Origin of the sequence: Paenibacillus sp. PAMC 26794 (genome assembly GCF_000316035.1) — a bacterium.
Taxonomy (GTDB): domain Bacteria; phylum Bacillota; class Bacilli; order Paenibacillales; family Paenibacillaceae; genus Paenibacillus.
In genome coordinates, this window is sequence record NZ_ANHX01000059.1 from 31,951 (window position 1) to 44,380 (window position 12,430).

Here is a 12,430-nt window from a genome sequence, read left to right on the forward strand (position 1 = left end):
ATTATTACATATGTACCTGTTTTCAAAAAAACTAAAATCTCAGGAGGTATTTCATTATGACTTTTCAATTACCAGCACTTCCTTACGCTAACGACGCACTGGAACCACATATCGATGCAAAAACGATGGAAATCCACCACGATCGCCATCACAATACTTATGTAACTAACTTGAACGCAGCTCTGGAAAGCGCTCCTGAACTGCAAGAAAAAAGCTTGGAAGATCTGATTGCTAACCTTGACAGCGTACCTGAAGGCATCCGCACAGCGGTTCGCAACAATGGTGGTGGACATGCTAACCACAGCTTGTTCTGGGAAATCATCGGACCTAACGGCGGCGGCGCTCCTACAGGCGATATCGCAGCAGCAATCGATAGCGAACTGGGTGGCTATGATAAATTCAAAGAAGATTTCGCTAAAGCAGCTACAACTCGCTTCGGTTCCGGCTGGGCTTGGCTCGTAGTTGGCAAAGATGGCAAGTTGTCCATCACTAGCACACCTAACCAAGACAGCCCTCTCTTCGAAGGTCTGACTCCGGTTCTGGGTCTGGATGTATGGGAGCACGCTTACTACCTGAACTACCAAAACAAACGTCCTGACTACATCGCCGCTTTCTGGAATGTAATCAACTGGGATGAAGTGAACAAACGTTACGCTTCTGCAAAATAAGACTGTTAGCATGCAACAGTTAACATAAAATAGAGCCTGATTCGGTCGTCGTGACCGTGATCAGGCTCTATTTTTGCTATCGCTATAGTTAGAGTTAATGGGTGTTTTGTTTCTAACGAACCCAAGACACGCTATTGCTCCATATTTCATCGTATCGCGAACCTAACGAATCTCAGAGTAGCTATTTCCCCAAATACGGGCTTGGATGCGCACTTTTGGGTTGATTTGAGCTATGATAACGTCACTCAGGTTCGTTAGAATTTATAATTGTCGTTTATCCACATGATAAGACCTCTGGAGTTCGTTAGCTCCCCCATCTACTCATTCACTTGATCATACGCACCGGCAAAATAACTGCTGATCAGCTTCAGAAATATATTCGGGAATGCCATCTTGTCCATATCTTCCGGACCGATCCAGCGGTAGGTCAAGCCATCGCCTTTACCTGTCAGTGTCGCAGTGCTCAGCGCTAGGTCACTAACATCAGATGGTGCCAACATCTCTCCATCGTTAAGCGATGTTAAGGTATTCTGCGCATTAGGCGTGCCTGGCTCCGATGAATGCGTTGTGTCTGACTCAGGTGACACAGCTGATGATGAGGCTGTGCCCTGCCTTGTTGCCGCCTGTGCATCGTAGGCGGCTCTGGCTTCCGCTGCGATCAGCGGAAGCTCACTGCTCTGGTCCTGCTCGGTACACTTGTACACCTGCAGGCTCCAGACAATGTGGCTGAACACATGCTCCGCATGGGTAGCCAGCCCTTCCGGGCGGGCAGCGAAGCCTTCCGCCCACAGACTGCCGGCCAGCAATGCCATGGCCGGCTCATCCGCCAGCGGCGCCGCCTTCTTGCTCGCTGCGGCGGGCGCCGCGAGCACATGCGGCAGCTCCCACATGCGGGCCAATAGGCCCGTGTCTGGGCGCTGGCGCACAAGCACTTGGCCGCGATGAGCACCGCGGCCCTCCACAATCGCGACCAGCCGCTGCTCAGGGCGCGGCGGCTTCGCCTTGGTCTTGACCGGCAGTGTAAGCTCTCTTCCGGCGATGCGGCCGGAACATTGCTCCATGACCGGGCAAGTCAGGCAGTGCGGCGCTTTGGGTGTACACACCAGCGCACCAAGCTCCATCAGCGCCTGATTGAAATCACGCGCCCGCCCTTCCGGAATGAGCTCTCCTGCGAGCTCTTCCATCAACACCCGGGTGCTGCCCTTCATAATGTCCTCATCGATGAGGAAGTATCGGGACAGTACCCGCATGACATTGCCATCTACCGCAGGCTGCGGCTGGTTGAAGGCAATGCTGAGAATGGCCCCGGCAGTATACGGGCCCACCCCTTTTAATGCAAAGACAGCCGGCTTGTCCTGCGGCATCTCGCCTCCGTGCAGCTCCATGACTTGTCTCGCGGCTGCCTGAAGATTACGTGCACGGGAGTAATAACCGAGTCCCTCCCAATTTTTCAACACATCCTCTTCGGGTGCCTCCGCTAAAGCTTGCACGGTCGGGAAATTCCCGATAAAACGATTGAAATACGGAATTACCGTATCTACCCGAGTCTGCTGAAGCATAATCTCCGATACCCATGTAAAATACGGATTGTTGTGGCGACGCCACGGCAAATCCCGTCGGTTGACCATATACCAGTCCAGCAAATTCACGCTGAAATGTCGTTTCTGTTCCTGTAAACCCATATTTCCGTCCTCTCCTATTGCCAAGCTAACTACTTTTCCATCTGTTCCACGATCGCAAAGGCCGCTGCCAATTCCGTCTGATGTGTAATACTCAAATGAATGTCATATTGCTTATCATATGGCAGCTGCAGACGTTCCCAGGCTTGACTGGACAGCGAGGCCACGGGACGTCCTGTCCCATCAGGCAGCACCTCAATGTCAGTGAATCCCATGACACCACCAATACCGCAGCCAAATGCCTTAGACACCGCTTCTTTCGCTGCAAATCGACCGGATATAAACTCCGTCATCCGCTTCCCTCGACGAACCGCGATCTCCCGCTCTGCTGGCGTTAAAATTCGTTTCAGAAAAGCTTCCGCATGGCGACCGGACAATAACTTCCGCATACGTCCAATCTCCAGCACATCATTACCAATGCCATATATCATCAACGCTTCACCCGCTTAATCTTTTATACTGTAAAAGATCTCCATTCAATCACATGATCCGTAACTCTCCGAACACGTATTCTATTGTAGCAGGAGGGGCGATCAGAAGCGAGTACCTATCCGCATTACCATATATGCTAAAATATGAATTAGGAATCGTCTGAAATTCTTAGGAGGTCTGAATAATGCCCATAACTTTTGAATTGCCCACTGACGTAGATGCGATCATTCGCGGCGACTTTTTTCCTGCACAACAACCCGCTCAAGGTGTTATCATTCTGTCTCACGGATACAAAGGCTTCAAAGACTGGGGCATGTTCCCCTACGCAGCTGCACAGCTAAGCCAGACGCATCATGTGCTGACCTTTAATTTCTCTCACAACGGTATCGGCGAATATCTGGAGCAATTCTCTGAACTTGAAAAGTTCGCAGTCAATACCTACAGCCGGGAGCTTGCCGATCTGGCCTTGGTACTGGAACATGTGGCTACACAACCTGAATTCACTGGACTTCCTGTATACCTGGTTGGTCATAGCCGCGGTGCGGGCGTAAGTCTCATCTATGCACTGGATCATCCCGAGCAGGTGGCAGGTGTCATCTCCTGGAATGGCGTAACCAATCTGGATCTCTTCACAGCGGAGCAAAAAGAAGAAATGCGTACGCATGGCCGCAGCCATGTCGTTAACGGACGAACAGGCCAGCAGATGCCACTGGACGTGGCTATTCTGGAAGACCTGGACAAGCATAGCGAACGTTACGCTATCATTGATCGCTTGGCTTCTTCACCTGTGCGAGTCGCACTCATTCAGGGAACAGAAGATCCCCCGCGTCTACGGGACGGTTCTGCCGCACTTGTTCAAGCCCGCCCTGATATCCCATGGCACCAGATACCTGAAGGGAACCACACCTTTAATACGGTACATCCATTTGAAGAAACCACTCCGCAACTGGAGCAAGCCATCACCCAAACCCTGCAACAGATCAAAGACTGGAATAGCTAACACATCTTTAATATAGTAGTCACCTGGATTTTTGCGATTTCTCGTTCCACATAACAAAAAGAGTCACTGCGTGAGCAGTGACTCTTTTGCATTCCCTATATAACGATCATGCTCATCACCCGTATTAGATACCAGGAATGGCATTGCGTTTGTGATGTGTGCGCGTATAGAACGCTTCGAGGCGCTCTTGTGCAGCCGGATCGATCTGTTTGCCCTCGAGATAGTCGCTGTTCGCTTCATACGAAATTCCCAGCTCATCTTCGTCCGTCTGACCTTCCCATAGCCCTGCCGATGGTGCTTTGTCCAAAACAGCCTGTGGAACGTTCAGATATGCTGCCAGCTGGCGTACCTGACGTTTGTTCAGGGTGCTCAGTGGTGTGATATCCACAGCGCCATCGCCCCATTTGGTATAGAATCCCGTGATGGCTTCGGACGCATGATCCGTACCTACAACGAGCAGGTTCTCTTCAAACGAAAGCGCATATTGCATAACCATACGAGTTCTCGCTTTGACATTACCTTTGCCTTGGTGAGTCATATGGCGTGGGCTGCCCAAGGATTTGAAACCTTGCTCCACTTCCAGCGCAATCTCGTTAACTGCATCTTCGATATTGGTTTCCACGACATGCTTTAGATCGTATGCTTTGGCTACAGCGTAGCTGTGGTCGATATCGGATTGTTCACCATAAGGTTGGAACACACCAAGCGTTTTGTACTCTTGGTTGTTCTCTTGCGTAAGCTCGTCCGTCGCTTTTTTGCAAAGCGCCGTAGCCACTGCACTGTCAATACCGCCGCTGATCGCAATCAGCAAACCCTTGGCACCCGCATTTTTCACATACGTCTTCAGAAAATCAACACGCTTGCGTACTTCCTCTTCTTCATTAATGCTTGGTTTAACCTTCAATTCAGCGATGATCTGTTGTTGCAAACTCATCGTTCACACACCCCGTTTCTAAATGAATGAAATTTGATGTCCAGCTTGAAAGGTCCGAATGGTTCAATAACCTTATCTATCCAAAATGAAACGCCCCGGCATCGGTGATCCGAAGGGCGGGGCGTTCTATTGGAGCGAATTAACGGCAGTAACGGTCAAATGCACTTTTGAGATCAGCCGCAATATCCTCTGCAGAACGGTCTTCCACTTGATGACGCTCGATAAAGTGAACGAGTTCTCCGTCTTTCATCAGAGCGATGGACGGTGAAGATGGAGGATACGGTGCAAAGAATTCACGTGCTTTTGCAGTTGCTTCTTTGTCCTGACCAGCAAATACAGTGTACAGGTGATCCGGTGTAATATCGTGCTGAAGTGCTTGGGACACACCTGGGCGACATTGACCAGCGGCACATCCGCATACAGAGTTAATGACAACCAGCGCTGTTCCTTTTGCATCCGGAAGACTTGCTTCCACTTCTTCAGGAGTACGCAACTCCTGGATTCCTAGACGAGTTAAATCATCCCGCATCGGTTGAACCATATCTTTCATGTATTGATCAAATGACATCGACATTCGGTTTCACTCCTTATAAATGGTTGTTCTATGATCTCGATAAAATTAAAGGCCAATAAACTCTCCAAAACAACGTTACATTCATATCGAACATTATGGATGTAATGATGTGCTATTCCTATTATACATCCATAAGCAATGAAAGCAAGATTCAGAAACCGCCTGCGGAGAGGCTTCTTCCATAATATTATGTCTCAATGTCTGGCAAAATATGCTGAATGACTAACGTTCAAATGCCACTTTGAAGGTCGTGCCCTGGCCTTCCTCCGATTCCACAGTAATGGTTCCATTATGTCGTTCCACAATACTCAGGCACATAGACAATCCAAGTCCGGTTCCCTTGGCTTTTGTCGTATAGAAAGGTTCAAACAGCTTTTCCTTCTTCACTCTGGGTAGACCAGGTCCTGTGTCACGTACACACAGTTCCACCTTATCATCCACTATCCGTGTCTCCAGCGTAAGCACACCCTTCTCATTCATGGCTTCCATCCCGTTACGGGCCAGGTTCAACACCACCTGTTTGATTTCCTTAGAATTGAGATGCAGCTTCGGCACATTATGGGCCAACATGAGTTCAATACTCTGACCACGCAGGTTCGCATCCGCCCATAACAACGGACTCAGTTCATGTATGATATCGTGCAGCTGGGATTCTTCTTTCTCGGCAATACGATTCTGAGCCAAAGACAAGAAATCATTAATGATACTGTTGGCCCGGTCCAGCTCTTCCAGAACGATCCGGTAATAGTGATCGAGGGAGTCAGGACTCTTTTCCTGCATGAGTTGAAGAAAGCCACGCACAACCGCCATTGGATTACGCACCTCATGCGTAATGCTTGCAGCCATCTGCCCCACCAGACTGAGACGATCCACATTATCCAGTTCACTTCGCAACATCTCAAGCTCCGTGATATCCTGAATGATCAGCATGGCTCCTGTAACTTCTCTCGCAGACTCTGATGAAAAGGCATAAATCGGTACGGTTCGGGACTGAAATACATGTGCACCGTAACGAACGGTCAACCCACTAATCTCACCATGAACGACGGCTCTGCGAATGCTTTTATCCATCTTGTCCGCCTGACCTTGTTCAACAAATTGACTGGCAGGCTGTCCAATGAGATCAGGCGTGGAGGTACAAGGTAGCTGCTCCCTTGCCGTTTGCTCCATCATCTCATTGACAAACATGACTGTGCCTTGTTTATCTACGGTGGCAATGGAGAGAGGCACTGCGTTCAGAATCTGATGAAGTTTCTCCGTTTCGGCTATGTATCGGTCGTGGACTTCCGAGAGATGCTGCTCCAGCCCACGATAGTGCTTCATCCGTTCCAGCCATAGCAGACTCAGACTGCCCGCAACAATGGCTCCAGCGGTATATCCAAGTGCTGTAAGTATCATGTAGGTCGCAGAGTATGTGGATTCATTCTGGAGGGATGCGATCCATAACAGACTCGTTACAACCAGTTCCATTGTAATCAGGATGATGAGGATCGCCATTTTGCGTGAAGGTGTATTATGCTTGAATCGTTTGGCAGACAACCATACAATAGGATAGAGAAGAATGCCCGTATGAAGGAGAAATCCGTACAAATCATAGGGATGCGCAAAAAGAAAATAGAAGAGAATATGTAGAATGGACAGCGTTACGCCTATAGCGGACTTACAATACAAAATAACAAGTATCACAGGTACGATGCTTAATGATATGGGTACGGCCATCGGGCTTGCATAGAGCGCAAACAGCAGACACAATAACATGCTCGCGACACTTGTCACAGCAAAACTGGTATGAACGGTTCCGGCATGTTCCATTCTGGCAATAGCCCGCTTGGAGAGTACCAGACGCAATAAGGGAATCAGAAATACCGCCGACCCTGCCAGCAGTACTTGTAAAAGCATGTCCTTTAACGCAACCACAATGCCATCTCCTCCTCTGCCTGCACATTCCCTCATGTATTTCTGATTAAAACATAGGCGACAGTATATTACAATATATCCCTTAAGACTGCACAATAGAACTGCTCATAACTCCATTATATTTCAGAAAAAGCCAGGAGTAGACACATTTTTCGTAAAACAGACAAAATCAATAAAAAAAGAGGGTAATAACATATGTATGATGTCATTGTAATTGGTGGTGGATCTGCGGGCCTGATGGCTTGCGTTGCTGCTGCCGAGCATGGAGCCTCCGTGCTTCTGCTGGATAAAGGAGATCAACTGGGTCGTAAACTCGGCATCTCTGGCGGAGGTCGATGCAATGTAACCAATGCCAAGGAAACGGATGAACTCATCCGATATATTCCGGGTAATGGACGCTTTTTATATAGTTCGTTTCAGAATCTGGACAACCAGGGAATCATGCGTTTCTTCGAGAATCTCGGAATTGCCCTGAAAGAAGAAGACAACGGCAGAATGTTCCCTGTAACCGATAAAGCGAAAACAGTCGTGGATGCGCTGGTAGGCAAAATTGTCTCCCTCGGCGTTGAGATTCGCACCAAAGAACCGGTCAAGGAAATTATTCAGAACGGTCAGCAGGTACAGGGTGTTAAATTGATATCTGGTAAAACTATTCTTGGGCGCTCTGTCATCATTGCTACCGGCGGCAAGTCCGTACCCCAAACCGGATCTACCGGAGACGGTTATCCCTGGGCTGAGGCTGCGGGTCACACCATTACAGAGTTATATCCGACCGAAGTGCCCATTGTGTCTGGAGAGAGTTGGATTCAGTCCAAAGAACTGCAAGGTTTGTCTTTGAGGGATATCGCCCTATCCGTAGTGGATGCCAAAGGAAAAACAGTCATCTCTCATCGCGGGGATATGATCTTCACGCATTTTGGAGTGTCTGGACCGGTTGCACTGCGCTGCAGCCAATTTATCCGCAAGGTTCAGATGAAGTCTGGAAACCCACAGGTCATTATGAGCATTGATCTGTTCCCGGAGCTGTCCCCAGGTGCATTGGAAGCACAGGTGCAACAGGTATTGGAACAAGAATCCCGCAAGGCTGTCAAAAACATTTTAAAAACATGGGTTCCTGAACGCATGATTCCATTAATGATGAAACGCGCGGAGATCAGCGATGACCTCACGTTCCACCATTTCCCCAAAGGCATGTTAAGCAACTTGTGCGAGCTCATGAAGGCTTTTACCTTCCGTGCAGACGGAACAAGATCGCTCAAAGAAGCCTTCGTTACTGGGGGAGGAATCCACTTAAAGGAGATATACCCAAAAACAATGGAATCCAAGCTGCTGCCTGGACTATTCTTTTGCGGTGAAGTTTTGGATATTCACGGCTACACGGGAGGATATAATATCACCGCTGCATTCTCCACAGGATATACGGCTGGCATGCATGCAGCAGAATATAAACACGCTAAACTATAATAGAGGTTGTTCAAAAAGTCCGCTTTTGATTACGAATCATGCCTAATGGCATCATCAGCATCGAATATGAAATTCAGCCGAAATAGGTTGATGCTTACGAAGTATGTTTCCTTCAGAAACATTGTAGTTGCTCACGTAGTTTTCCTACGCTCCGCTACTCCATTTCTAGCTTCATTCCATCTTCTCGGCACTGAAAACCGAACTTTTTGAACTCTCACTACTAGGTATTACACATTTAAGTGCATGATGAATTGCTTCAGATGTTAAAAACCCCGATATCCACATCTGTGGACGATCGGGGTTTTTGGGCATTGTTCCATTTTGGATAAATTGGCTCGAACTGCTCTTAGCTTGTGATGCTTCTATGCCTTCACACTGCCTGAGAATCCATCAGCCGAATCATCGTATGTCGGGTCATCGCTATAGTTATGTCTGCCTTGCTCAGTTTGATTTCCCTGGTTTTCACTCGCATAACCCTCATTCCAGTCTTCATTCACGAGATGAGCCGGAATTGATATATTCTGAAACTGATCCAGTTCTTCCGTTTGTGAGGCAAATACGGCACTTCCTCCATGAGATTGTACAATCTCTACGGCAGACAGAGGATCTTGGCGATCTGTAGGGATGTACAATTCCAGCGGGCCGGACTGATACGGCTTATATCCCAATTCCTCCAAGGTTGCCCTTGCGGCATTCAACGCTGAATCGTCTGAAAAGTGCACCTGTAGTTCGCTATTATCCATCATCGTCTCTTCCTCCTTGCTACAGCTAATCTCTCATCATCCATAGATGAGATTATTCTTCTATAGCATGGGCAGAACTAGCGCGTGATATGCTCCGAATTAGAAAGGAATTCCTTTAGGCGCGGGTCAGCCGGACCCATCCGGCAATAGATAAGACACAGAGTCCGAAAGCCACCGCACCTGCAGCTGTCAGAATACCGACGATCCAGCCGAGCCAGGCCAATCCCAGCGTGAATCCCATAAGAATACCAATCGGGATGAACAACATCCGAACCATCATTGAACCTGCAAGATGCAGCGCCTCCGAGTCATATGTTATAAGCTGAACATAGTCCGACGTGGCAAAAACGTCCCAAGAACGATAAAACATCACCGTCAACATGATGATTAATAACGCACACACGATGACATTGACCGGAAAAGGTGGCAATGCAACTGCTGCGATGGATAGTCCGCCAAGCTGCAGATACAATTTCATCGTGGCCGAGTTCCGGAAAAATGCCTTGAAAGCAATCTCCGCTGTCCGATTCGCGATGGAACGATTGCGTAACAGTTTACGCGGTTTGCGGAAGATAATGGACCGTGTTCGTGGGGCTTTCGGCTTGCTCACTGCCCGGCTTAACATTAGAGCTGTAAGCTGCAGCCTGCTCCGCAGATCCTCCCGCACATCCCCTTCAAACGTTCCCTTCATCAATAGCCTCATCTGTCCAACTGTAATTAGAAGAAGCATGATAATTACGATTCCAAATAAGATTTCCCACGTCTGTCCATGCATCCATGATGTGGCATTAATGGTCATATAACCTATGCCAATGACGAGAGGAATCATCCGAATCCAGCGCCGCCATCCTGTATATCGTACCTTCGTCATATGCAGTGTTATGGCTTGGAATGACGCTACTGCACCGAACCAGACAGCCATAAGTGCAATCTGGAGATTCGACATCTCATAGACACGGGACCACAGGGGAGCAGTCAGCGCTGTAATCAGGATCATTTTGCCCAGATGTTGCAGACAGGACCGGTAGAGCCCTTGCCTCATTAGCGTTCGCATCCACAACGGCCTTGATTTCAAAAATAATACATCCGCTTCCTCCACAAATATCAACACACCACCGGTAAGCATAACGACGTCAATCAGCCCAGTCAGTACGGGGAGCGGTAATCCTGTCGCCCATGCAGGCAGTGATTTGGTCCACAGACTCGTGTACCATCCAATCAGATAGAGCAGACCCGGAACAAGCAGGTATACCCAAACCGTCCAATCCACGACGAGTCTGAGATTTTTCATCTGTTCCCTGAAGTGCTCTTTGCGTCTTCGCCTGTATAAACGAAGTGGTGTATAACGCTGGGAAGTTTCCATCCTCTCTCACCCTCTCTCTATCTAAGACGTCAGTATATCGAAACAGTCAAACAAAGAGGCTTCCGGCAATCCTGCCGCTTCACGGATCTCATCCAATGTTCCCTCGGCAGCAGATCTGCCCGAAGCAATCAGAATGAATCGGTCGCAGATTCGTTCAGCGGTATCCAGTACATGCGTAGACATGAGCACACCCGCACCGCGGCGACGTTCGTCATCGAGCAATTTCAGAAAATCCTTGGTGGCACGAGGGTCCAGTCCGATGAACGGCTCGTCCACAATATAAATATCCGGTGAAGACAGAAATCCGATCATCAGCATCATTTTCTGCCGCATGCCCTTCGAAAAACTAGCTGGAAGATCATTCCGAACATGGTCCATGCCAAAGCGAACCAACAGTTCCTCCGCTCTGGCAACAAAAGCTTCTTCCTCCATTTCATACGCTGCTGCGGCCAAATCAAGATGTTCCCATAGGGTCATATATTCATAAAAAACCGGTTGCTCCGGGATATAGGCATAACGACCATCTCCTCCAATCGTCACTTCATAGTTCGCATGTTCCAACAGACCAAGAAGCGTTTTGATTGTAGTACTTTTGCCCGCACCATTTGGTCCGATAATACCTACCAGTTCTCCTCGTGCCACATTCATTCGAATATTGCGTATGGTCGATTGTCCTGGCTCGTATCCTGCCTCTGTAATATGTACGTCCAATATGGACTCCTGTACTTCCGTGCTTTTATATTCCGTTCCCATATCATTCACTCCCTGTTCTGATCAGGCGTTTATTTCATTCTTTATGTTTTATTGTAATCGAGTTGCGGGTTGTATGTTTGATCATTTTGAGCATTTTGATTTACAATTCATGTATTAATGTTATTACATACTAACGTTTTACTTTTATAAGTTGGATCATACTATAAGAGGAATATATCATGAATGGTGGGGCTCATATGAAAGAGGAGCATTCCAAAAGAAAAATTCTTTCTCGCAAAATGGGAAAAATGGGAAAAAGCTTGGGCATTAGCTTGCCTAAGGTTTTGATTGATAAGCTCCATCTTTCTCAGGGAAATGAGATTGAATTTATTGAAAACAGTCAGGGAGAAATTGTACTAAAAAAGGTTAAACAAATGAAAATACCCGAAAATGTAAGACCCGAAGTACTGGAAGCTTTCTTCGACGTTTTCGAAGAAGATGAGGATATCCTTAATGATTTAAGGGATCGTTAAGATGACCATATTCCTTTCCATTGAAGAAGTAGTAGCCGCTCACCATTTTATGATGAAGAAGATGAATGATACAGCACAAGCTGGGGTTAAGGATTCTGCTTTGTTGGATTCTGCGATAAAATAGACCTCTCCAAAGTTTGTTTAGAGAGAATACCTACCCTTCCATATTTGATAGAGCTACTGCCTTATTAGAGTCATTGGTTAAAAACCACTGTTTCAATAACGGAAATAAACGTACAGCTTATCTTGTAACCAAGTCCTTTCTGCGAGTGAATGGCTACCATTTGCAGATGGAACGTAAATATGCCGTAGAATTTATGGTCAACATTGCCGAAAGCGAGTATACAATTGAAAAGATAGTACGCTTATTAGAAGAACATTCAGAAGAACGCTAACTGATATGTCTTATAAATGCAAAAAAGAAGCAGGG

General features: G+C 47.6%; 13 protein-coding genes. 5 read left to right on the forward strand and 8 right to left on the reverse strand.

Translation table 11 applies throughout. The features are described 5' to 3' along the window. Positions 1 to 56 precede the first annotated feature (56 nt). Positions 57 to 668 carry a superoxide dismutase gene (locus D829_RS0120410; protein ID WP_017690783.1) on the forward strand — a complete coding sequence of 204 codons (612 nt, stop codon included), beginning with the start codon at positions 57 to 59 and terminating at the stop codon, positions 666 to 668. A 317-nt stretch (positions 669 to 985) separates the two neighbouring features. On the opposite strand, the gene mutY is transcribed toward D829_RS0120410, so the two are convergent. Then, positions 986 to 2,350: an A/G-specific adenine glycosylase gene (gene mutY, locus D829_RS0120415; RefSeq protein WP_017690784.1), complete on the reverse strand. Its 1,365-nt coding sequence runs from the start codon at positions 2,348 to 2,350 to the stop codon at positions 986 to 988. A 29-nt stretch (positions 2,351 to 2,379) separates the two neighbouring features. Continuing rightward, on the reverse strand, positions 2,380 to 2,778 hold the full coding sequence (acpS, locus tag D829_RS0120420; protein ID WP_017690785.1) for a holo-ACP synthase: 399 nt from the start codon (positions 2,776 to 2,778) through the stop codon (positions 2,380 to 2,382). Between the two features lie 185 nt (positions 2,779 to 2,963). On the opposite strand from acpS, the gene D829_RS0120425 reads away from it, so the two are divergent. Further along, on the forward strand, positions 2,964 to 3,779 hold the full coding sequence (locus tag D829_RS0120425) for an alpha/beta fold hydrolase (protein WP_017690786.1): 816 nt from the start codon (positions 2,964 to 2,966) through the stop codon (positions 3,777 to 3,779). Positions 3,780 to 3,903: 124 nt separating this feature from the next. On the opposite strand, the gene nadE is transcribed toward D829_RS0120425, so the two are convergent. From nadE to D829_RS31615, 3 genes are all read right to left on the reverse strand, one after another. Further along, a complete protein-coding gene (nadE, locus tag D829_RS0120430; RefSeq protein ID WP_017690787.1) occupies positions 3,904 to 4,713 on the reverse strand; it encodes an ammonia-dependent NAD(+) synthetase in 810 nt (269 codons plus the stop codon). A gap of 139 nt (positions 4,714 to 4,852) precedes the next feature. Further along, on the reverse strand, positions 4,853 to 5,287 hold the full coding sequence (locus D829_RS0120435) for a BrxA/BrxB family bacilliredoxin (RefSeq protein ID WP_017690788.1): 435 nt from the start codon (positions 5,285 to 5,287) through the stop codon (positions 4,853 to 4,855). A 222-nt stretch (positions 5,288 to 5,509) separates the two neighbouring features. After that, on the reverse strand, positions 5,510 to 7,204 hold the full coding sequence (locus D829_RS31615) for an ATP-binding protein (protein WP_017690789.1): 1,695 nt from the start codon (positions 7,202 to 7,204) through the stop codon (positions 5,510 to 5,512). Between the two features lie 195 nt (positions 7,205 to 7,399). Here D829_RS31615 and D829_RS0120445 point away from each other — a divergent pair, with 195 nt between their 5' ends. Further along, entirely contained in the window at positions 7,400 to 8,668 is a 1,269-nt protein-coding gene (locus tag D829_RS0120445; protein WP_017690790.1) for an NAD(P)/FAD-dependent oxidoreductase, read from the forward strand. A gap of 362 nt (positions 8,669 to 9,030) precedes the next feature. On the opposite strand, the gene D829_RS31620 is transcribed toward D829_RS0120445, so the two are convergent. The 3 genes from D829_RS31620 to D829_RS0120460 all read right to left on the reverse strand — a co-directional run bounded on the left by D829_RS31620 (position 9,031) and on the right by D829_RS0120460 (position 11,527). Next, complete coding sequence (locus D829_RS31620) at positions 9,031 to 9,414, reverse strand: hypothetical protein (RefSeq protein ID WP_017690791.1); 384 nt, start codon at positions 9,412 to 9,414, stop codon at positions 9,031 to 9,033. Between the two features lie 112 nt (positions 9,415 to 9,526). Then, entirely contained in the window at positions 9,527 to 10,774 is a 1,248-nt protein-coding gene (locus D829_RS0120455; protein WP_017690792.1) for an ABC transporter permease, read from the reverse strand. Positions 10,775 to 10,795: 21 nt separating this feature from the next. Then, positions 10,796 to 11,527 carry an ABC transporter ATP-binding protein gene (locus D829_RS0120460; RefSeq protein WP_017690793.1) on the reverse strand — a complete coding sequence of 244 codons (732 nt, stop codon included), beginning with the start codon at positions 11,525 to 11,527 and terminating at the stop codon, positions 10,796 to 10,798. A 179-nt stretch (positions 11,528 to 11,706) separates the two neighbouring features. Between D829_RS0120460 and D829_RS0120465 the strand changes: the two genes are divergently transcribed. Continuing rightward, a complete protein-coding gene (locus D829_RS0120465) occupies positions 11,707 to 12,000 on the forward strand; it encodes an AbrB/MazE/SpoVT family DNA-binding domain-containing protein (RefSeq protein ID WP_017690794.1) in 294 nt (97 codons plus the stop codon). 197 nt (positions 12,001 to 12,197) lie between these two features. Continuing rightward, positions 12,198 to 12,395: a type II toxin-antitoxin system death-on-curing family toxin gene (locus D829_RS34105; RefSeq protein WP_241230801.1), complete on the forward strand. Its 198-nt coding sequence runs from the start codon at positions 12,198 to 12,200 to the stop codon at positions 12,393 to 12,395. The last annotated feature ends 35 nt before the right edge of the window (positions 12,396 to 12,430 follow it).